Source organism: Stieleria maiorica, assembly GCF_008035925.1.
Lineage (GTDB): Bacteria > Planctomycetota > Planctomycetia > Pirellulales > Pirellulaceae > Stieleria > Stieleria maiorica.
Genome location: NZ_CP036264.1, coordinates 4642496 through 4665813, shown reverse-complemented (window position 1 = coordinate 4665813; position 23318 = coordinate 4642496). Strand labels below are relative to the sequence as shown.

At 59.2% G+C, this 23318-nt stretch carries 14 protein-coding genes; 11 read left to right on the top strand and 3 right to left on the bottom strand.

From position 1 onward, the window contains the following. Genes Mal15_RS15785 through Mal15_RS15775 form a run of 3 tightly spaced genes read right to left on the bottom strand, consistent with a single transcriptional unit; the run spans position 1 to position 4392 of the window. Positions 1-2424 carry a BatA domain-containing protein gene (locus tag Mal15_RS15785; RefSeq protein ID WP_147868651.1) on the bottom strand — a complete coding sequence of 808 codons (2424 nt, stop codon included), beginning with the start codon at positions 2422-2424 and terminating at the stop codon, positions 1-3. A 14-nt stretch (positions 2425-2438) separates the two neighbouring features. Continuing rightward, positions 2439-3320: a DUF58 domain-containing protein gene (locus Mal15_RS15780; RefSeq protein WP_147872067.1), complete on the bottom strand. Its 882-nt coding sequence runs from the start codon at positions 3318-3320 to the stop codon at positions 2439-2441. Further along, complete coding sequence (locus Mal15_RS15775) at positions 3310-4392, bottom strand: AAA family ATPase (RefSeq protein ID WP_147868650.1); 1083 nt, start codon at positions 4390-4392, stop codon at positions 3310-3312. Before Mal15_RS15775 ends, Mal15_RS15780 begins: the two co-directional genes overlap by 11 nt. Positions 4393-4567: 175 nt before the next feature. Between Mal15_RS15775 and Mal15_RS15770 the strand changes: the two genes are divergently transcribed. From Mal15_RS15770 to Mal15_RS15720, 11 genes are all read left to right on the top strand, one after another. Beyond that, entirely contained in the window at positions 4568-7531 is a 2964-nt protein-coding gene (locus Mal15_RS15770) for a tetratricopeptide repeat protein (protein WP_147868649.1), read from the top strand. Continuing rightward, complete coding sequence (locus tag Mal15_RS15765; protein ID WP_147868648.1) at positions 7531-8364, top strand: DUF4159 domain-containing protein; 834 nt, start codon at positions 7531-7533, stop codon at positions 8362-8364. The genes Mal15_RS15770 and Mal15_RS15765 overlap by 1 nt, the downstream gene beginning before the upstream one ends. 105 nt (positions 8365-8469) lie before the next feature. Next, the gene (locus Mal15_RS15760) at positions 8470-9459 is read left to right on the top strand and encodes an AAA family ATPase (RefSeq protein WP_147868647.1); all 990 of its coding nucleotides are present in this window, start codon (positions 8470-8472) and stop codon (positions 9457-9459) included. Next, on the top strand, positions 9456-10436 hold the full coding sequence (locus tag Mal15_RS15755) for a DUF58 domain-containing protein (RefSeq protein ID WP_233903481.1): 981 nt from the start codon (positions 9456-9458) through the stop codon (positions 10434-10436). Before Mal15_RS15760 ends, Mal15_RS15755 begins: the two co-directional genes overlap by 4 nt. Beyond that, entirely contained in the window at positions 10433-12541 is a 2109-nt protein-coding gene (locus Mal15_RS15750) for a BatA domain-containing protein (protein WP_147868646.1), read from the top strand. Before Mal15_RS15755 ends, Mal15_RS15750 begins: the two co-directional genes overlap by 4 nt. Positions 12542-12658: 117 nt before the next feature. Continuing rightward, positions 12659-16441, top strand: coding sequence for a DUF4175 family protein (locus tag Mal15_RS34110; RefSeq protein WP_167546845.1), 3783 nt, complete (start codon positions 12659-12661; stop codon positions 16439-16441). Continuing rightward, positions 16438-18837, top strand: a complete 2400-nt coding sequence (locus tag Mal15_RS15740; protein ID WP_147868645.1) for a hypothetical protein — start codon at positions 16438-16440, stop codon at positions 18835-18837. Before Mal15_RS34110 ends, Mal15_RS15740 begins: the two co-directional genes overlap by 4 nt. Beyond that, complete coding sequence (locus Mal15_RS15735) at positions 18834-19841, top strand: hypothetical protein (protein WP_147868644.1); 1008 nt, start codon at positions 18834-18836, stop codon at positions 19839-19841. The genes Mal15_RS15740 and Mal15_RS15735 overlap by 4 nt, the downstream gene beginning before the upstream one ends. Positions 19842-19988: 147 nt before the next feature. Beyond that, positions 19989-21149, top strand: coding sequence for a transposase (locus Mal15_RS15730; protein ID WP_199773673.1), 1161 nt, complete (start codon positions 19989-19991; stop codon positions 21147-21149). A 379-nt stretch (positions 21150-21528) separates the two neighbouring features. Further along, positions 21529-22035, top strand: a complete 507-nt coding sequence (locus Mal15_RS34685; protein WP_233903480.1) for a hypothetical protein — start codon at positions 21529-21531, stop codon at positions 22033-22035. A 276-nt stretch (positions 22036-22311) separates the two neighbouring features. Beyond that, on the top strand, positions 22312-23286 hold the full coding sequence (locus Mal15_RS15720; protein WP_147868643.1) for a LysR family transcriptional regulator: 975 nt from the start codon (positions 22312-22314) through the stop codon (positions 23284-23286). Positions 23287-23318 lie beyond the last annotated feature (32 nt).

Here is a 23318-nt window from a genome sequence, read left to right as displayed (position 1 = left end):
CTATCGCCCTCCCGCCGCCAAACCAAATGCGTGACGTTCCGAGCCGTCATGCGGATCACTTGCTCCGGCACCCGAGCCTCGCTTGCCGCCGGCCCCGCGAACCGGTGTCGACGCCCGGGCGTGGTAGCTGGCCCAGTAGGCCAGTGCCTGTTCGGCGGCCAACAACAGCCCCAGCAGCGCCAACAGCATCAACCCGAGCGTGGAACTGCCGGCAAATTGATTCTGCTGGCGCCAATCGTCACTGGAAACAAACTGCACGTCGATCGGAAGCAGCGCCCGGCGGATTTCCGCGGCATCGGCCCGTTCCAGGTCGCCTTCGCCGGTGACGATGGTGCTTGCCGACGGAATGACTTCGCTGCCGCCGTCGGCTTTCAGCAACCCCCATTCGAACAGCCCCGGCCGCAACAAGTCATCGATGTTCGATTCACCGGCGATCAATCGTTCCACGGGGTCAAGTGCGACTTGGACGGTGTCCGTCCCCGCTTCGCTGCCGATCACCTCCATCAACACACGCGGAGGGGACTGCGACGGTGCCAGCAACTTCATCTCTGGAAAATACGCTCGGGTAGAAACGGTTTTTTGCAACGCATCGATGACGGTACGCGATGTCGATGCACTCGCGCCGCTCCAAAGTCTAGCGTTGGCAAGCAACATGAAGGGCACGAAGGTCGGGTCGCCCGGCCAGTTGGTCCAACTGCCGTCCAGGCTGGTTAAGACCGTCACGACCGTTCCGGTGCCGACCGCGTGTTCGGTGACCAGTGGGGCCCCGTCACGGCGAACCAGTACATTGCGATACCGGCGCGTCGGCCCGTTGTTGTCCGCTTGGTCGTCCAGAGTCCACCCTTTCGCGACGCCGATCATCGACAGCGACGCATCCCCCGCACTACGCAATGGATCCAGCAACGTGTCGGTGTCACCGAACAGGACATCGCCAGTTTTGTCGGTCCCGCCGACGGCCAAGTTGCCGATGGAATCGAGCGGCGCGGGCAGCAACTGTCGGTCCTGCGAAAGCAAGATCCGGTTGTAGTCTTCGGCCGCGACCGAATCACCAAGGAACCATGCGATCCCGCCACCATTTTGAACGTATTGCTGCAACGCGGTCGCGGCGGTCTCGTTGATCTGCGGCAGATCCAGCAGATAGATCGCACGATAAGGTGCCAACATTTCCATCGTCGCACTCCGCAGGAACGCCGGCGGCTTGATGTCCGGCTGGGCACCGATCCGCACCTGGCTGCCGGGGTCCAAGACCGCGGCGACGGTGTACGCGCCTGCTTCGTCGACGTCCGAGTCGATCACCAGCACGCGTTCGACGTCGGTCAACGGCAAGGTGCAACTTCGTTGATTGTCGACGCCCAACGCATCGGACGGCAATTCGACTTCGATCGCGTGTGTTCCCGTCTCGGCGACGAAGACCTGGAACGACTTTGTGATTTCAGCGCCGGCGGCCAGGGATTCGATTACCAATCCGGGCAACGCTTCAACGACTCCACTGACGCGTCGTGACGGATCCACCGTGGTGACGTCGTCCCCGTAGCGGATGACACGACAGGCCAGCGTGACGCTTTTCACTTCGCTGGCGCTGTAGTTCTTGATCGTGGCCCGCACGACCACCGGAACGCCGGCAACCCAGACGTCTTGGACCGGGGCCAGATCCGTGACCGCCAGGTTTCGCTCCGGTCGCTTGGCGCAATCGATCATTCGCACCTTCAGGTCATCGCCAGAAAATTTGCGCATCGATTCGGCCAGCCGTTCGGTCGACCCCCAATCGCGGGCGCGGAAGTCGCTGGCGATGTAGACGAATTGGTTGTCGGCGGCGGTTGCGGCGGCCAGTTCGCCGGCCAGATCCAGCGCGGGCACCAGATCGGTGCGGATCGGCGAGACTTCTGTCGCCATCACGCGAGCGATCACCCCGGCGTCGCCGAGGACGGTTTGGCTGGACAGGTCGGCCGACGCGTCCCCCGACTCGCTGCCACCCTGAACGGCCAGCGACGCCCGGCTGGCACGCATCACGGTCAGCTGATGATTGCCTTCGTCGCTGGCCAAACGCTGTGTCAATTGTTGCAACGCCTGGAGCGCACGGTCGTAGGCCGTCGTCTCACCGCTGCCGCTGACGTCTCCCATCGAATAGCTGTCGTCCAGGATGACGATGTGGTGGGTAGTTTGACCGCCCAAGGCCCCCAGCAGTTGACGTCCGCCGGTCCAGCCGCACAGCATCATCACCAGCACCGCGGCGACGGCCAATCGCGTCAACAACAGCAACAATTGCCGCAACCGCAACCACTTCTTCTGCTTGCGATAGCTGGCCAGCAGAAAATCCATCGCGGCCCAGCGGCGGCGACGATGCCGCAGCATGTTGATCAGGTGCACCAGCAACGGGACGGCGACAAACCCAAAACCGGCCAGAAGAGCGGGATACAAAAACATTCTTCGCGGCCTCCTTACCGGCGTAGTTTGGGTAGCGAGGTGCGGTGGGACAAGAATCGCGCCAGCAGCGCATCCAGGGGATCACTGGTTCGAACTTGGATGTAGTCGATCGAAAGCCGGCCACAGGCACGGCGCGTGGAAGTCAAGAATTGATCCAGGGCGTCGAGATAGCCTTGTCGAAGTGCGCGCGGATTGCAATTGAGCAGGTCGTCGCTTTCGAGCGCTTCGAATCGTGTCGCACCATTAAAAGGAAACTCGATCTCGTCATCATGCAAGACGTGAAACAAGGCCACGTCATGACCGCGGGAACGAAGCACCCGCAAGCCTTCGACCAACGAGTCGATTCCCAGCAGATCCGAAATGACCAGCACCAACCCTCGTCGCGGAATTGCCTGGCCGACCTGTTTGGCCACGCGAACCAAATCGGTACGGCCGTCCGCGCCCACCTGATCCAACATCGCCAAGATCCGCACGAGCTGCTGTTGATTGCTTTTGGCGGGGACGGTATCGCGGACGGCGGTGTCGAAGGTGATCAATCCGCAGGCATCCTTTTGACGCAGCGCCAGATAGGCCATTGAAGCCGCGATCGACGCGGAATAATCGAACTTGTTGGAATCGCCTTCGCCGTAGGACATGCTGGCGCTGCGGTCGACCAGCAAGGTCAATCGCAGGTTCGTCTCTTCTTCGTACTGTTTGATGTGCAACCGATCCTGCCGCGCATACACCTTCCAATCGATGTGACGCAGTTCGTCACCGGGGTTGTACTGGCGGTGCTGCAGGAATTCGATCGACTGGCCGAAGTAGGGGCTGCGGTGCATCCCCGACAGGAACCCTTCGACGACGCGCCGCGCCGTCAATTCCATCCGACGGATTCGCTGCGTGACTTCAGGACGCAAATATTTTTTGGAATCGGGCATCACGCGAAAGCTCGTCTTCGGTCGTCGGTGTCGCCGCCACGATGCGATCGATCACATTGTCACTGGTCACCCCGTCACTCTCGGCGGCGAAGTTGACCACCATGCGGTGTCGCAACACCGGCTTGGCCAGATGCTGGATGTCATCGATGGACACATGAAAACGACCTTCCAGGAGCGCCCGGGCCTTGCCGCCCAGGATCAAGAACTGAACCGCCCGCGGTCCGGCACCCCAGCCGACCAGATCGTTGACGAAGTCGGGAACACCGTCGTCACCGACGCGGGTTTGCCGCACCAACGACAACGCGTATCGCACGACGTGATCGCTGACCGGCACGCGACGCACCAAGTCTTGCAGCCGGATGATCTCGTCGGCATTGAGCACGGCTTGGACGTCACCGGTTTCCGTCCCGGTCGTTCGCCGCGCGACTTCGAACTCCTCGTCGAACGAGGGGTATTCGACAAACACCTTGAACATGAAACGGTCCTGCTGCGCCTCGGGCAACGGGTAGGTCCCTTCTTGTTCGATCGGGTTTTGGGTGGCGAGAACGAAAAACGGTGTGGGCAGCGGGTGGCGGGTTCGGCCGACGGTCACCTGACGCTCCTGCATCGCCTCGAGCAGCGACGCTTGCGTTTTCGGCGGCGTCCGATTGATTTCGTCGGCCAGAATGATGTTGGCAAACAACGGGCCCTCCATGAACCGAAACGCGCGGTGCCCGCTGGAGCGGTCCTCTTCGATGATTTCCGTTCCCGTCACGTCGGCGGGCATCAGGTCGGGGGTGAACTGGATACGGGAAAACGCCAAGTCCATCGTGCGGGCCAGCGTGCTGATCATCAATGTTTTGGCCAGTCCGGGCACGCCTTCCAACAGCACGTGACCGCGGCTGAACAGCCCGATCATGATTTCGTCGATGACGTCCTGCTGTCCGACAATGACTTTACCGAGTTCCTCACTGATCTGTTTCTTGGCGTCGTTGAGACGTGCCGCGTCGGCCGCCGAAAGCTCGCCCAACGCCGCCGGATCGTTGCTTGCTGCCTCGCCCGAGTTATCCATTCCGTTCCCATAATCAAAGGGTGCCACGCTTACTGAACCGCTACAGGATACCAGCCGGACTACGCTCCGGATATAGGAACCCCGGCAGAACACTCTGAGGTCGCCTCGCCCGATAACCCTTGCCCCGATCGGTTCCGCTACAATCGTTAAGTGCCTGCTCGACCCAACCCGCCCAATGGTGCCCACCGCCGTGCTTCGACATTACGCTTCCCAGGTTGTGTTGTTCGGTCGACTCCGGCCGCGTCGTCGGGTGCCGGAATGTCGGCCGACGTTTTATCGCGGTTGCGAGCCGACCCGCTTTCATCACCAAGTGTCCAACACTGATGTGGCGCCGACCGGGCGAACTGAGACAGGCGTTTGCACCATCGTCACATCGGGATGGTTGCGGTTTGCCGCAATCCTGTTGATGGTGTTGACCGGTCGCTCCGCGTTGGCGGCCAACTATTCCGACGCCGAGACGCTGTTTCTGGCCGGAAAGATTGACCAGGCAAAGGAAATTGCCGAGGCCGAGGTGGAACGCGGCATTTGGAATCGTCGCTGGTCCGAATTGCTGATTCGATGCCAGTTGGCGACCGGTCAGTACGAGGGGGCACTGGAAACCTATGACGCGGCCATCCGCCGCTATCCCACCAGTTTGCCGCTCCGCACCCTGGGAATCGAGGTCGCGCATTTCAATGACCTGCCCGACCGCGCGGCCAGCGAAAAGGCGATGATCGAGCGCTACCTGCAGTCCGGTCAATTGAGATACGCCACCAGCGACACGCTGATCGCCGCCGGGCGATTTTTCTCTGAGAGCGGAATCGATGCCCGGATTATCCTGAAAAACTTCTACGATCGAGTGCTGGAGACCGACGCGACCAACCTGGAAGCCCTGATCGCGACCGCCGAGCTTGCCGTCAGCAAGGGTGACTTTGCCGTCGCAGCCGAAACGGTCGCCAAAGCGCAGCAACGGGAATTGCAAGACGCTCGGTTGGATTACCTGCTCGCCGTCGCGTTGCGATCTAGCGATCCACCACAATCCCGTCTCGCGCTGGCAAGATCGCTGCAGGAAAATCCCGTCTACGAACCGGCGTTGATCTTGAAGGCGGAACAGGAAATCGATCGCGAACAATACGACCAAGCCGAAGCGACGATCGATGAAATCTTGAAAACTAATCCCAACAGCCCCTCCGCGTTTGCGCTCAAGGCGGTCCTTGCTCATTTGGCCGGCGATTACCAGAAAGAAAAACGGCACCGCGAAAAGGCGTTGCAGTGGTGGCCGACGAACCCCAACGTGGACCATTTGATCGGCCGCAAGTTGTCCGACAAGTATCGGTTTGCCGAAGGGGCCCATTACCAGCGATTGGCGCTGACGTTCGAGCCGTCACACATGCCGGCGACGTTTCAACTGGCCCAAGATCTGCTCCGGCTTGGCGACGACGACGTCGGATGGGAACTGGCCGAACAGGTCAACACCGAAGATCCCTACAACGTTGTCGCTTACAACCTGATGACGTTGAAAGATCGCATCGATGGGTTTGAAACGATCCGTGCGAGTGATCCGATGGAGACCGCACACGACGTCGACACCTTGCTTGCCGGACCGGGGGGCGAAGCACAACGCGAACCCGGCGAGATTCTGATCCGAATGGACCCGCGCGAGCGGAAGGTCTATGGCAATGCGGTTGCCCAACTCCTAACCGAGGCCAAGCAAGTGTTGTGCGAGAAGTACGACTTGGAGCTCACGCGACCGGTGATCGTCGAGATCTTTCCCAAGCAAAGTGACTTTGCGATTCGCACGTTCGGACTGCCGGGTGGTGAAGGGTTCCTCGGTGTCTGCTTCGGCCGCGTGATCACCGCCAACAGCCCGGCGTCGCAAGGGCCGCGTCCGTCGAACTGGAAAAGCGTGTTGTGGCATGAGTTTTGCCACGTGATCACGTTAACAAAGACCAAGAACAGGATGCCGCGTTGGTTGAGTGAAGGGATCTCGGTGTACGAAGAACTTGAGCGCGACCGGCGATGGGGACAATCGATGACCGCCCGCTATCGAGAAATGATTTTGGGGGATGATTTCACGCCGGTCTCGCAGCTAAGCGGTGCGTTTCTGAGCCCGGCGTCGCCCACCCACCTTCAGTTTGCTTATTACGAGTCCTCCCTGGTGGTCCGGTACCTGGTCGAAACGTTCGGTCCCGAAGCGCTCAACGCAACCCTGGATTCGCTGGCCGAAGGGATTCCGATCAATCAGGCGCTGGCGGAAAGCATCGCGCCGATGGAACGGATCGAATCCGGGTTTGCCCAGTACGCGCGCAACCTGGCCGAAGAATTTGGCAGCGGCCTTGAATTCACGCGTCATGATTTGCCCGAGGACGCCCCGGCGCACGAGATTTTGCAGTGGGCCGAGATGAACCCCAACAATTATTGGGCGCGAATGACTTCGGCACGCTCGGCCTTGGCACTGAACCGATACGACGCTGCGGCCGAGCAATTTGAGTTTCTGGTCGAAAAGAATGCGGCAACCGGCGAACAGGAAGGCGTTTTGGAATCGTTGGCCGCCTGTTACCGTGAATTGGGGAACGTGGCAAAGGAACGCGACACCTTAAAGCAGCTTTTTTCGGTTTCCTCCGATGCTTTGCCCGGTTTGCAGCGTTTCATCGAAATGGAGAAAGAGCGAAACGAATGGTCGTCGGTATTGGAGTCTGCCGCCCAGGCACTTGAGATCCAGCCCTTCTCCCAAGCCGTGCATCAATCACTGGTGACGGCATGCCGCGAATTGGGGCAAAGCGAAAAGGCGATCAACTCGTTGCGTGCGTTGCAAGCCATGGACCCGGTGGATGTCGCCGGGCTGAATTATCAGTTGGCCGAATCGCTCGCTGCCGCCGGTGATGTCGACGCGGCGACGAGGCATCTGGTGGATGCGTTATTGATCGCACCCCGCTATCGCGACGCCCATCACCTGCTGCTGAAACTTCACGCACCGCCGAAACAGACGCCGATACCGGCTGAGCCCGAGGGGGACACCGGATCGGATCCGCCCGGGCAATCGGATCCGGACGAGTCGTCGGAATCGAACGACCCGGCAACGCAAGCCAACCCGGCAGAACAAGCACCGGCAGAACCCGCCGCCAAGAACGAGCTACCTGCCACGGAGTCCAAGAACTGATGAAAGGCCGACGTCCCAATATCTTGGTGCTTTTCACCGCGTTGCTGATCATCGGGGCCACTTCAATGGCGTTGGCCCAATGGAGACGCCATTTTCGAAGTATCGAAGAGGACCGACGCGGCGTCCCGCAGTGGGAAGTCGATCGGCAATTCCCCGGCGACATGTTTACGTTTGCGCGTGTCCGTTACGATTCCTATTATGGACGCGGCGGCGGTGGCGGGTGGCGAACGGATTATCCCGACAGCGATCTCAATTTCTCTTTGCGGCTGCAACAACTGACAACCATCAAGGTCAACCCCGACCCGGTGATCGTTAACCTGACCGATGACAACCTGTCGGATTATCCGTTTCTGTACATGATCGAACCGGGGGGGCTGGTGTTTAGCGAAGAGGAAGTGCTGGCACTGCGGCGTTATTGTTTCAACGGCGGCTTTCTGATGGTGGATGATTTCTGGGGCGACCGCCAGTACGAAAATTTGGAGTTCGAACTGGCACGAGTTTTTCCTGATCGCAAACCGTTCGAGGTCCCGCTCGAACACGAGATCTTTCACAACGTTTACGACATGAAAGAAAAACCGCAGGTGCCGGCCATCGGCAGGGCGTGGGGATCGGTCACGTGGGAAGACACCCGCGACGGCAGCGACAACAGCGTGCCACACTACCGTGCGATCGTCGACGACAAGGATCGGATCATGGTCTTCATCTGCCACAACACCGACCTCGGCGACGGCTGGGAACGCGAAGGCGAAGACGAGGAGTACTTTCGTGAATTCTCGGTCAAGAAGGCCTATCCGATGGGGATCAACATCGTCACCTATGCCATGACCCACTGAATCCCGCACGTCCATGCCTGTTCCGTTATTCCCATTCACGACTTCCATCGGTGGCGTCTCGCCCGCGAAGTTTTTCATTGTTCGGAGCCCGTAGTCAACTTGCCAATGTCAGTCACCGAAACCAACGTGGTCCAGCAGATCCAGGAAGCCCGCGAGAGAATCGTCGGCGAATTGTCGAAAACCATCGTCGGGCAACACGACGTCATCGAACAACTTTTGATCAGCCTGCTTGCCGGCGGACATTGCCTGATCACCGGACCACCCGGATTGGCCAAAACGTTGTTGGTCCGCAGCGTCGCACAGGTCTTTCACCTTCAGTTCAGCCGGATTCAATTCACTCCGGACCTGATGCCGGTCGACATCGTCGGCACAGAGATTTTGGAGGAGTCGACCGACGGCCATCGCAGTTTGACCTTCGTCAAAGGCCCCGTGTTCGCCAATGTGATCTTGGCGGATGAGATCAACCGCACGCCGCCGAAAACGCAAGCCGCGATGCTCGAAGCCATGCAAGAACATCAGGTCACCGCTGCCGGAACTCGCTACGAATTGCCCGAACCGTTTTTCGTTTTGGCGACGCAAAACCCGATCGAGATGGAAGGCACCTATCCGCTGCCGGAGGCGCAACTGGATCGGTTCCTGTTCAACGTCAAAATCGATTACTTGCCGCCGGAGGACGAACTTTCGGTTGTCTTGCGGACGACCGCGTCCAAGCCCGAGCCGATCAATCCGCTGTTCTCTGGCGAGGATGTGTTGCAGTTCCAGCAAACGGTTCGCGAAGTCCCGATCGCCACGCCGATCGCCGAGTATGCCGTCAAGATCGCCCAAACCACGCGGCCCAATCGCGCGGGGACGCCGGAGTTCGTCAACGAGTGGGTCGGCTGGGGCGCGGGCACCCGGGCCTCGCAAACACTGGTGCTCGGTGCCAAGGCGCGGGCGCTACTGATGGGCCGCGCCCATGTGCAAACCGAAGACATCGTCGCGCTGGCCCACCCGACGCTGCGTCACCGCGTGCTTCCGACCTACAAGGCCGAGGCCGAGGGCGTCACGATCGAACAGATCATCGACAAATTGCTCGACACGATCCCTAAGCCATGAACTCCGTCTCGACCGCCGCACCGTCTGCCCCCGAAACGATGTCCAACGCGGATGATCGCGCCGGTGTCGATCCGTCGGCACTGATGCGCATCAAGAGTCTCAAGCTGCGCGCCAAGACGGTCGTCGAAGGATTCTTCTCGGGGCTACACCGCAGCCCGACCCACGGCAGTTCGATCGAATTCAGCGAGTACCGTGCCTACGTTCCCGGCGATGACCTGCGCAATCTGGATTGGAAGCTCTACGCCCGTAGCGACCGCTACTTCATCAAGAAGTTCGAAGACGAAACGAACCGACGCTGCTACCTGGTCGTCGATCAAAGCCGGTCGATGAGCTACGGATCGATCGAGTACAAGAAAATCGACTATGCCCGAACGGTCGCCGCAACCCTGGCCTACTTCTTGACGATGCAGCACGACGCCGTTGGCGTGTTGACCTTTGATGCCGAACTGGGCGATTTTTTGCCGGCCAAGCTCGGTGCGAAACAGTTCCACCAGATCCTGGTGGAACTTTCACGGCCGGCCGAGGGCAAAGGCACGGACATCGAAGCACCGCTGCGCCAAGTCACCTCGCTTGTGCCCCGCCGCGGACTGGTGATCCTGATGAGCGATTTATTAGCGCCGCCGGACATGCTGAAGACGCAGTTGGCGGCGCTGCGTGCGAGGGGGCATGAAGTCGTCTTGTTGCGGATCATCGATCCCGGTGAAGTCGATCTTGGCCTTTCAGACCCGGCGATGGTGACCGATGCCGAAACCGGACGCCAAATCTACGTCGATCCGGAGGCGGCCAAGGCAAACTACGCCGAACGATTTTCCCGGCATCGCCGCCAGATCGAAACGATTTGTGAATCCACCGGCGTCGGAAACTATGAACTGATCACCGACAAACCGCTCGATTTGGCGCTCTCAAGTCTGATCCATGCCCGCAACCGACTAGGGAAATCGGGATTTCGATCGATCGGCGAAGGGAGGCGGCAATGAGTTTTCTTGCACCGTTGTACTTCTTGGGCGCCCTGGCGATCGCCGGTCCGGTCATTTTCCACTTGATCCGTCGCCAACCCAGGGGTGAAGTCGAATTCAGTTCGCTGATGTTTCTCGATTCGACACCCCCGCGACTGACGCGGCGAAGTCGATTGGAAAATTGGCCGTTACTGTTACTTCGCTGTGCCGCAATTCTGCTGCTCGCCTTTGCCTTCGCCAGGCCGTTCCTGCCGATCTCGGAATCGGACTCCGTCGCCGGCGTCAAACAGGCGGTCGTCGTGTTGATCGACCAGAGCGCCAGCATGAAACGCACGGGGGTGTGGGACAAAGCGAAAAACAAGGCGAAGAAGATTTTGGATGAATCCGACGACGAGACGCTGCTGTCGGTCATCGCCTTTGATTCCGAACCCCGTTCCGTTTTGTCGCTCGACGAATCAACGCGACTCGTCGCGGACACTCGGAAAACTGCCGCACGGGAAGCGATCGATGCCCTGTCACCGACCTGGTTCGCAACCGACGTCGGGAAAGCCATCCGCTACGCCGCTGATCAAGCCGCGCTGTTGGAACTCGCTGATTCCGAAAACGCTGCCGCGACTCCGAACAATCCGATCGCCAGCGCCGCGATCGAAACGCGGATCGTGTTGTTGAGCGACCTGCAAAACGGTGCTCGGATCGAATCGCTGCAGGGCTACCAGTGGCCCAGTCGCGTTTGGCTGGATGTGCAACCACTGAGCGCGACGACGCGCGGCAACGTCAGCCTGCGTGTGATGCCACAGCGCACCGCCGCGGAAACCGACGACTCGATTCGAGACTCGGCCGGGAACGCAGTCCGTGTCCAAGTTTCGCAAACCGACGATGGGGAATCGTCGACGTTCCGGCTTCGTTTCGACGGACAGGAAAATGACGCCGCGGTGATCCAAGTGCCGCCGGGCCAAACGCGATTTTTCACGGTCAAGCTGCCCGGTGATGGTGACGATGCCGACGAAGCACTTTCACGTACCGCAACATTGAACGTGCTCGGTGACCGCGATAGCTTTGACAATACCTATCACTTCATTCGACCCAGCCGGATTCGACAACAGGTTCGATTCGCAGAATTGTCGATACCCGATGCGTCGGTGGACCCATCGACTGCGGCGCGAGAAACGCTTTCCTTCTACGCTCGGCAGTTGCCTTGGTCGGACGCGTCCCGCGATGTCGATTTCGAACGGTTCCAGCGAGACGACTGGAGTGAGGGATTGTCGCCCTCAGAAACACCCTTGGTGATCGTCAACGGTGCATCGGCCGCAGCGGCGGCCGGCGACGCGGTGGAGCAGTATTTGTCGGCCGGAGGACGCATACTCGTAGTTCTCGACCAGCCCTCCGACGACGCCATCCGTGGTGCGCTCGCATCGATGCTGAAGACGCCTGACTTGATGATCGACGAATCGGATTCGGAGGATTATCGATTGATTTCGGCCGTCGATTTCACCTCGTCGTTGATCGCACCGCTTTCCGATCCCGGCGTCAACGATTTCAGCAACATCCGAATTTGGAAGCATCGCCGACTGCGCGGGCTCGACGGCTCGGTGAAGGTGCCGCTGAAACTGGATGACGGTTCGCCGCTATTGGTCCGGCGTGATGTTGTCAATGATGCCTCCGGTCTTCCCAACGGCAAGTTGTGGGTGCTCGCAACCGGGTGGCAACCCGCTCAAAGCCAGTTCGCCTTGTCGACCAAATTTGTCCCGATTCTGCTGGGAATGCTGGGACCGAATTTGCAGCTCGCGCCGGAGTCTCTAACAATCGGCGACGCCCTTGCGGATCGGTCGATTGCGACCGAACCGGGGTTCGTTGAAATCGACGGCGATGTCTTTGCCGTGAACATGAATCCGTTGGAGAGTGAAACCACGTCCTTTGACATGGACCGAATCAGCCAATTCGGTGCTGTCATCTCTTCCCCGTTGGCCAGGCAGCAAGAACAGACCGCCCAGCGGGCGCTGCGCGACGTGGAATTGGAAGCGAAGCAAGGCTGGTGGCAATGGTTGATCCTGGCCACGCTCGGATTCATTGCCGCCGAAACACTGCTCGCCGCAAAGGAACGTTCTGTACCGCAGGCGGAAGCATGATTTGGTCCTCCAAGCTACGACAATCGGTCTCCGTCAAAACGCGTGCCGCGTTCTGTTATGGAACGCCGATTAATCATCTCGGTCCCAGGCGACGAAACAATGAGTGACAAACCTTCAATGGGTAACGATCTCCGATTCGATTCCAAAGTCGGCATGGCGGAGCGTCAACTCTCGCGGATTCAACGTGAGATGCAGCATGTCTCACGCCGCATCCGATCGAGACATTTTTGGACGTTGCTGGCCGTGTTCGCGATCCTCGCGATGCTGTTCGCACTGATGTTCCGCGGTGCGCAATTGAGCGGACAGATCGGCGATACCACCACTTGGTCAATGATCGCCGCGGCGTTGCTGATCGCCTTGATCGCCTCGCGCGTTCTGGCCGGTCGATTAGCGGGTGGAGTCCAGGCGACGGTCGCGCGAATCGAAAACGCGTTCCCGGGACTGGGGGAACGGTTGATGACGACTGCCTGTTTGGACGCCCAGCAATCCAGCGGCCCGCTCGGTCAGCATCTGATCGGCGAAACGCACGATCACTTTCGTTCGCACGATTGGCAAACCGTCGTTTCAACCCTTTCGCTGTGGGCGTCGCGTTTTTTTGGTGCCGGTGCCCTGGCGGCCGCGATCGGCGTTTCGATGATCGATTTCCGCAACAGCCCCGACGACATGTTGATTCCCGGGGCGCGATCCTCCGCCGGCGATTTCAAGCAGGACGTGACCGTGCTGCCGGGAAACGTGTCGATCGAGCGCGGAACCAGCCTGGTTGTGACTGCCGAATTCAGCGTGTCCGCTCCCGAATCGGCAACCCTGATCACGGAGTATGTCGACGGGACAGTGGCAGAAGTGTTGATGAAACAAAACCTCAGCGATCCGATCGTCGGCGGATTCCTGTCACGCGTCGACCAGCCGCTGACGTATCGAATCGAATCCCCGAATTGGAACAGCCAACCGTACTCGGTCGAAGTCTTTGAGTTTCCGGAATTGCGGCGCAGCGACGCCGTGTTGGAGTTTCCGGAATACACGAACATGAATTCCCGAACCGTCGAGGACACGGTCAAGGTCAGCGTGGTCCAAGGAACCCAGGTGACGTGGCGATTGTTGTTGAACAAAACCGTCGTCTCGTGCACATTGACCCGGACAAATGGCGACGTTATCGAGTGTGCGCGGGCAACGCAAACCGTGGATGCCAAGACGGAGGGTTCATCGGAACCCTATGCCGCGTACCTCGCAACAGTCAAAGCGGCCGAGTCAGATACATTCGTGTTGAATTTGGTGGACGACCAGCAGCGAAAGAACAAGTATCCGCCAGAATTGTCGATCAAGGTGCTGCCGAACAAACCGCCCAAATTGAAGTTGGAAAAGGCTCGTGACGTGACCGTCTCGGCGCTCCAGGAACTCCCGCTGCGCGCCGATGTCCGTGATGATTATGGCGTCCTGAAATCCGGGATCACCTACACGATCGAATCGGAGCCCGAGGTCACGATCGAACTCGCGCAGAATCTGCCGCGGAACGTCGATTCGACCGTTGATCACACGCTGGATTTTGAAGCGTTAAAGGCAAAGCCGGACGACTTGGTTTCTTACTATTTCTGGGCGGAAGATATCGGTCCGGACGGGACGCCACGGCGTACCGAAAGTGACCTGTTCTTTGCCGATGTTCGCCCGTTCGAAGAAATCTTTCGACAAGGCGACTCGCCACCTCCGTCTCAACAAGGCCAACCGTCGCCGCAACAACAGCAAGCCGAAGAACTGGCGAAACTGCAAAAACAGATCATTACTGCGATCTGGAACCAGATCCGTTTAGAAATCAGCGGCACGACGCCGGCCCCTGACGACATTCAAACGATCAGCGACTCACAAACCGATGCGATCGCTCAGTTTCAGGAGCTCGCCGGAAACTTGACTGATGCCGAATCGAAAAAGATCGGCGTGCAGGTTCTCGAAGCGATGCAGTCGACCGTCAAAAACTTGACCGCCGGTGATCTCGGCGAAAGCCGCTCGTCGGCCCAACGTAGCTATTCCAACTTGCTGAAGTTGAGATCCCGCGAGTTCGAAATCACACGCCAACAGCGACAACAGCAAAGCCAAGGCGGCGGGGGCGGTCAAAGTCGTCAACGCCAGATCGACGACTTGGAACTGGAAGACGATGAAAACCGCTACGAAACACAACAGCAGGCGCAGCAACAATCCGCGGCGCAACAGGCCGCCGCGGAAGACCGCCAGGTTCTGAGTCGATTGCGCGAATTAGCCAAACGCACCGAAGATTTAACCGAGGAGTTGGCGAAACTGCAATCCGCACTCGAACAGGCTGAGAACGAAGAGCAAGCCGAAGAGATTCGGCGACAGCTGAAACGCTTGCGCGAGCAGCAACAAGAACTGCTCCGACTGTCAGACGAATTGGAATCGCGAATGCGCTCCCCCGAGAACAGTGAGCGGATGAGCGAGCAAGCGGACAAGTTGCAGCAGTCACGGGAAGATCTTCAGCAAGCGACCAAAGCGACCGAGCAGAACGACGCCTCGGCGGCGCTCGCGGCCGGCCGACGTGCCGAACGCCAATTCGAAGAGCTACACGAAGAGTTTCGACAACGAGCCGCGGGGGCATTCGACGAAGCGGTGCGGCAAATGCAACGCGAAGCCACCGAGCTGAAAAATGAACAGGAGAAGATCGGCCAATCGATGCGTCAGCAGGTGGAAAAAGCCTCGCCAGGTCTTCGTGGTGATGAAAAGACCGACGCCGCCCCGCAGCAGCTGGAAAACCAGGCACAACGTTTCCGCGATCTGGTCGACAAGATGGAGCAAACCGTCAAGGACGCCCAAGAAGCTGAACCGCTACTCGCCGAAAAGCTGTACGACGGTTTTCGGCAGGCACGTCGATCACAAACCGAGCAACAACTGGAAAATGCAGCCGAACTCGTCCGGCGGGGGTTCATGCCACAAGCGGAGCAATTCGAACAGGAGGCTGCCGAGGGAATCGAGAATCTGAGTCAGAGTATCGATGATGCGGCCGACGCCGTCCTCGGAGATTCCACCGAAGGTCTGCGCCGGGCAGCACAACAACTCGAGCAGCTCGCCCGCGGCGCAGAGCAGGAACTCCAACGAGAAGCTCCAGAGACCCAACAGGGACAACAACAGGGGCAACAACAGGGACAACAACAGGGACAACAACAGGGACAACAACAGGGACAACAACAGGGACAACAACAGGGACAACAACAGGGACAACAACAGGGACAACAACAAGGGCAACAGCAGGGGCAACAGCAGGGGCAACAGCAGGGGCAACAACAAGGACAACAACAAGGACAACAACAGGGACAACAACAGGGACAACAGCAGGGACAACAACAAGGACAACAACAAGGACAACAACAAGGACAACAACAAGGACAACAACAAGGACAACAACAGGGACAACGGCAGCAACCGGGCCTACGTGGCGGACCGCAGGAATCAGCGGATTCGCGCCAATCGCGTCAAGATTCGGTGGGGGGGCGTTTTGCCGCGGAGTCACCGAGCGATGGTGGTGGTCCGATCGGGCCGTTAACCGGCGATTTCCGCACCTGGTCGGACCAGATGCGTGACGTCGAAGAAATGGTCGGCGATGCCGATTTACGTGCCCGTGCGAACAGCATTCGCGACCGGGTGCGTCAGATGCGTGCGGACATGAAGCGACACGGGGAGCCGCCGAAGTGGGAACTGGTGGAAGACCTTGTGGCCGAACCGTTACGGGAACTGAAACAAGACGTCCGCGCGGAGTTGCTACGCAGGACGGCGTCCAAGAACGAACTGGTTCCGATCGACCGCGACCCCGTACCGGCTCAATTCTCCGATGCCGTACGTCGGTACTACGAAAATCTTGGCAGTGCAGATTTGGAAACGGATGTGTCGGAGTCGCGGAGGTGAGCAGGACATTGGATTCGTTTCGCCCCGTCATCGCTGAACTGGTCATCGGGTCTCCCCGCTGGACGGTCCCTGCCATCGTCATCGGGACGCTGTTGACGTTTTTGGTGCTGTGGAATTACGCCAAGACCGGTGGCAATCGGGTTCGCGGGGCGTGGTTTGGCGTCACCTTAAAATTGGTCGCGATCGCGCTCTTGGCGGTCTGTTTGCTGCAACCGATGCAGCGTGGTGAACGCCCGCGTCCGCGAGCAAACTTGTTGCCGATCCTTGTCGACACCAGCGGTTCGATGGAGCTCAAGATCGGGCGTTCGAGCGAATCGTGGCGAGACCGGATTGAAACGGACATGTCCGCCGACTCGCCCATCTTTGCATCGATGGCGCAGGCGTTTGAGACGCGGGTTTACGGCTTCGACAAACGATTGGCCAGTGCCAGTGAAGTGGAGGATCTGCGCCGCGGGGGAACCGGAAGCCGGTTGATCGAGAATCTAAATGAATTGTCACGGCGGCTCGAAGGACGTCCGGTCGCCGGTGTGCTTCTGATGACCGATGGCAATTCGCCTGGGACCACGCACGACATGGAAGACCTGCCAGAACAAAAATTTCCGGTCTACCCCGTGATCCCGACGCAAACCACAGGGCTGAACGATTTGCGGATCACCAGCACGACGGTGCGGCAAACGAATTTCGAAATTTCCCCAGTCACCTTAGCGGTGCAGTTTGCGATCGACGGATCCTTTCCCGGCCCGGTGATCGCACGACTGACTGATGTCGCACTTAAAACGGTGGTGGAAGAAAAATCGTTGCCGCTGCGATCGAACGAAAAGACGTTTAGCGTGTCGTTTCAGTTTCGACCCAACGACGTCGGGTTGCAGTTTTATCGAGTGGATTTGTTTCGCGAGATGGATCGCCATGCGTTCGGGGATCTGGACGGATTGAAGGACGCCAACTCGTCGGAAACGACGTTGGTCAATAACACGCGTCTGATCGCCGTCGATCGCAAGAGCGGGCCCTACCGTGTTCTGTATGTCGCCGGGCGTCCGAATTGGGAGTTCAAGTTTTTGCGGCGTGCGATTTCTGAAGACGCCGAAGTCGAATTGACCGGATTGATTCGGATGGCCAACAAAGAACCCAAATTCAGCTTCCGCGACAAAGCGGTCTCCAGCACCAACCCGCTGTTTCAGGGGCTGGGCGAGGACGCCGAAGAGACGGCCGAGCAGTATGACGAACCGGTGATGATTCGGATCGGGGTGAAAGAGACAGAGGAATTGGCTTCGGGGTTTCCGAAAGTCGAAGAAGAATTGTTCGGGTTCGATGCGTTGATACTCGATGACATCGAACCGGAGTTTTTTTCGCAGGATCAACTGGAGATGGTGCGGCGGTTTGTTTCATCTCGTGGCGGCGGTTTGTTGATGCTTGGCGGGCCAGAGATGTTCCGTGGGCGGGCGTTCGGTGACTCTTTTTTGGGAGATCTGTCGCCGGTTTATGTTGCGGCGTCCGGTGTGGGATCGCCTGAAGAGTTTTCAATCGGACTGACCCGCGAAGGCATGCTGCAGCCGTGGATGCGATTGCGGAAGACCGCCGACGCCGAGACGAAGCGGCTGCGAACGATGCCACCCTTTGATTCTGTCAATCGCGTGGGCAGCTTGAAACCTGGTGCGTATCAGTTGGCGACCGTCAGCGGCGGCGATGGCAAGACGCAGCCTGCGGTTGCCGTCCAGCGGTTCGGAAAAGGCAAGGTGGGTGCGATCACGGTTGCCGACTTTTGGCGCTGGTCGATGCAACCCGATCCGCAAAACCCTGACGACGCTGCGCAGGCGTGGCGTCAGGTCACACGCTGGTTGGTCGGTGATGTACCGCGTCGAGCCGAACTGACCGCCAATGTTGGGCCGGTCGAAGACGACTCGATGGTGCTTCGCGTCGACGCCTATGACGAAGCCTACTTGCCGCTGGAGAATCCGACGGTCACCGTCCAAGTGGTCCGCCCCGGTGGCGACGCGATCACACTGGACGCCAAACCAATCGGAGAGATTCCAGGGGCGTTCGCGGTACCGTATTACGACGAGCAGCCTGGGCAATACATCGCGACTGCAGAGGTTCGCGCCGAGGACGGCGAGTTGGTCGGTACGCCAACGGCTGGGTGGACACGCCAGATCGCCGGGCGCGAATTCGACACGCTGGGGATCAACCGACCGCTATTGCAGCGCATTGCCCAACAGAGCGGAGGAGACTTGATTCAAGAGGAGGATCTTGGACTGTTTTCGCGGCGGCTAAAATCCGAGAAAGTGCCCGTGATGGAAACCTGGGTGTTTCCTCTTTGGCACCGCGGCTGGGTGATCGCGTTGGCGCTCGGCTGCCTGTGCGGAGAGTGGGGATTTCGTCGTTGGAGGGGGCTGGCATGAGCAGTGTTTGCAAGCTGATCGCGTTTTGGGTTTTGATTGGTGGTGCGTTTGGATCGGCCGTCGATGGTGCTGAGGAAACGGCACCGTTGGACGTGTTGGTGGTTGTCGGGGCCCCGGGCGAGGATGAATTCGGCGAGGCGTTCGCGCAATGGGCTGCGACGTGGGAAGCGACATGCCAGCGCGCCGATCTCGTGATGCATGTCATCGGCCCCACGGGCGATGATCGCGAGACGTCGGACAAAGACCAACTTAAAGCGGCGTTGTCTGACGCGGCTTCGACAAACAGTGCTCGTCCGCTGTGGTTGATTTTGATCGGACATGGAACGTGGGACGGAGCATCGGCAGACTTCAATTTGGTCGGACCCGACGTGAATGCGAAAGAGATAAGTGAGTGGCTTGATCCGATCAGGCGTCCGCTGGTGATCGCAAATTGTGCTTCCTCCAGTGGGCCGTTCATCAACCGGCTATCGGGAGAGAACCGCGTGATCGTCACTGCGACCAAGAGTGGCTCGGAGCAGAATTACGCTCGGTTTGGGGAACACTTTGCAGCAGCGTTCAGTGCCGCCGATGCCGACTTGGATCACGATGATTCGGTTAGTGTTCGCGAGGCATTCCTCAAGGCGACGGTTGACGTCGACCGGTTTTATCAAGAGCAAGGTCGGTTGGCGACCGAGCACGCACTGCTGGATGATAATGGCGACAGAAAAGGATCTTCGTTATCGCTTGTATTGGGCAAAGCCACCTCGAAGGGGGACGCGGCGGTCGACGGCGAGTTGGCCAGTCGTTTCAGCCTTCCGGTCGTCGATTCCGGGATCCAACTGACCGAGCGGCAATTGAAGATGCGTGACGACTTGGAATCTCAACTACGGCAATTGCGTGATCGATTCAGTGGATCCGAGCGAGGTCAACTTCGCGAACGAGCCCTCCCGCTCCTTTTAAAGCTGGCCGGTTTGTACACCTCAACGGAAGGGCAGAGAAACGATCATTCAACGGTCGCTCCCTAGCACTCTCATCGATAGCCCCTCCCCCATCTGCCCGCTCCGTCACACACCTCGCCCATCTGGTGCCACCCACCACATTTGGTGCCACCCACCTATTGACTGCCTGTAGTCAGGTGGTAGAATCGGCACGCTCGAACTGGGGAGGGTGCTATGGGACGTGCATTGCGGTCGGAGCAGTTTGATCCGGCGGAGATTTCGATGATGCACTGCGTGCAGCGGTGCGTGCGAAGGGCCTATCTGGCCGGCGTGGATCCGCAGACCGGAAAGGATTACGGCTTTCGCCGTGAATGGATCCGGCGGCGGATGGAGGCCCTCGCTTCGGTTTTTGGCGTCGATGTGCTGACCTACGCCATCCTCTCCAATCACATGCACCTGATCCTTCGCAACCGCCCCGACGTCGTTCAAGCCTGGTCGGATCAGGAGGTCGCGATTCGCTGGCTAAGAGTCTTTCCCGGGCGGCGACTGGAAGAACACCTCGCCGAACCGACCGAAAACGATGTCGCCACTTTGGCACGTGACAAGGAAAGGCTGGCAGAGATTCGACATCGACTGTCGGATCTGTCCTGGTTCATGCGTGCACTGAGTGAACCGATCGCCCGCATGGCCAACAAACAGGATGAATGCACGGGACGGTTCTGGGAGGGCCGTTTCAAGGCGCAGGCGATTGCCGATGAAGCGGGCTTGCTGGCCTGTGCGATGTACGTGGACCTGAATCCCGTTCGGGCGGCGATGGCGGAAACGCCGGATCAGGCCCCTCACACCTCGGCCTACGACCGCATCAAAGCAGATCAAGGTGACCAGATCGACTCAGCGGCGTTTGACTTGGTTCCCGTTGACACGGCAGAGGCAGGGAAAACGATTCGCGAAACGCCGGTCGAAGCGTTGAAGGAGCGACGCAAGAAGAAACGCGTCAATCCGACCGGCAAGCGGATTCGGCGTGACGGCTGGCTGGCGCCGTTTCGGCTGGGGAAGAAGCCGGCGAGTGACCCAGAGCTCAGCGAAGGCGGCGTGCGCGCCAGTGACAAGGGGTTTCTGGATCTGGACTGGGGCGACTATTTGAAGCTGCTGCGGTGGACGGCCAAGCAAAGTGACGAAGGGTCGGGGCGCGAAGTTCCCGAGGGCATGCAGTCGGTGCTGACCCGATTGGGAATCGATCTGTCGATGTGGCGTGACTTGGTATGGAACTTCAAGCGGTACTTTGGCCAGAGTTGTTGCGCGGGATCACCGAGCGCGATGGGCAAGTTCGCTGAATCGACCGGCCGTCACTGGTCCAAGGGGCAGCGGAGCGTCGCCCAATGCTTCGCCGCGTGAACGCGATAGATAGGGTAGGCAAGCGGGTGACGCGTTCTCGTCGTCGCAGTAAACAATTTCTGACACTGGTTGCCGAACACGTCGCTAAGGGGACTCGCGAGGCCGCCCGGGCGATTTAGATAGCCGCCGAGCGCGAGTTGGTGGGGGCTGCAGTTTTCTATTCTGCGCTCTGTCATTTGTGGTACCGAGATGCGATCGATTCACAATCGCGAAGTGCGATGACGGTGACATCTGACATGAGTCGGCAATTCCTTACGCGAGTGAAGGATTCTGACCGATCTCGGTCAGAAACGGTCCCGCGGCTATCCGTGCGAAAATGCGAATCCAGAGGCTGCCCGATTGATTTGGTCCGAATGATGGGTGACACCAGTTGAATGTGATGGGTGGCACTTTCTCGGACGGATTGATGGGTGGCACCGATTTAAGGATTGAGGGCTGGCGCGGATGTTGCGGTTATGGGTACTGGGGTGAACTCTTTGATTTGCAAGCATTGGGGCCGTCGATGATTCAGTGGGACACCAAGGACTGGGAGCCGTTTAGACAGGCTATCCCTGCTTGGGGCCTCTTTCTCTATCGGCGGTCGGTCGATCCGGCCTCTCTTCACCTTCCCCAGGAGACCCTGACAATGTGGCGTGCATTCTTCATTGCGCTGGGCATCATGGCGATCATCGTCGGATTCGAATCGCTGGTGATCGACAGTGCCAATTTCTATTCCAATCGCGGCTCTAGCGCCAAAGAGTTCTTTAACCCTTCGAGCATCGCGGGACAGACCACGATCACCTGGCAACCCAAGGAGTGGTTTCCGTGGCTGGTCTTGAGCGTGGGGTCACTCATCGTGATCTACTCCTTCACTCTCCCCCAACGATTCAAAGCGACCGGAGGTTGAGCGGTCACTGCGCCCCGTAATGGTCAACCATCGGCGGCGGAACCTGCCTACCAATCGGCTCGCCGAATCTTGACCAGGACCCTGAGCCCTGAGCCCCGAGTCCGTATCAACGCGACATTCCGGGCCCGTAGTGGCGTGGATACCCGCATTAGTCCAGCCGGCGGGGCCGCCAAGCTACCGCGCCTTGACGATGCCCCAGGATCCGCTTAACTTCGCATTAGCAAGTCCGAACTGTTTGGGCACTCAGCATTAGAGTTTCTAATAACCGGAACACGATTGCAACTAAGAACGCTTGAGATTTTCTGTGACGTCGCCCAGCTGCGTAGCTTTTCCAAAGCTGCGGACGCTCGCGGTGTGACTCAAAGTGCCGCCAGCCAAGCGATCCAGCACCTGGAAGAATCACTCGGCGTTCAGCTGATCGACCGTTCGACACGGCCGTTGACACTGACCACTGCAGGAACGAACTATCACTGCGGACTGAAGGAGATTCTTGCCGCATACCATCGCCTGGAAGAGCGGGTGATTACGGCCGGGCGAGGTCTCGCCGGTCCATTGCACATTGCGGCGATCTATTCCGTGGGGCTGAGTTATATGCCCGAAGCGATTGAGGAATTCGGTCGCTTGTATCCCGAGGTCGATGTACGTATCGGTTATGGCCAGAACGAGGCCGTGATCCGAAACCTGCTCAACGGCGACGCGGAAATCGGGCTGGTCAGTTTCCCCAAGCCGAGCAAACAGATCGTTGTGGTGCCTTGGCAAAAGGAACCGGTGCGGTTGGTTTGTTCCGCCGGGCACCCGTTGGCCAAACACAATGAGGCGGAACTGGCGGATCTGGACGGAATCGAGATGGTCGGTTTCGACCGTAGTCTGGAACTTCGGCGGATGATTGACTCGACGTTGAAGCGATCGGGGATCCGCGTCGATTTTCGCAATGAGTTTGACAACGCGGATTCGATCGTGCGGGCGATCCAGGCCAACGACGGCGCCGGCTTCTTGCCCGAGGCCGCCGTCCGCCGCGAGACAGCGACCGGCGCATTGCGGGTGGTGGCCTGTCGCGATCTGCGGATGGTCCGACCGCTGGGGATCGTGTTTCGTCGCTCCGGCCGGCCGAGTGCAGCGGGCTACGAATTCGGATCATTGCTGTTGGGCCGGCCCTTAGAACCTGACCGAGACAAACGCGGCAGCGGCAATCGCCAGAAGTCACCAACGCCGGGGGCGACGATCAGCCCCGGAACCTCCGTCGTCGCATAGAAGGCGGCGACGACACCTCATCAAATCACCAT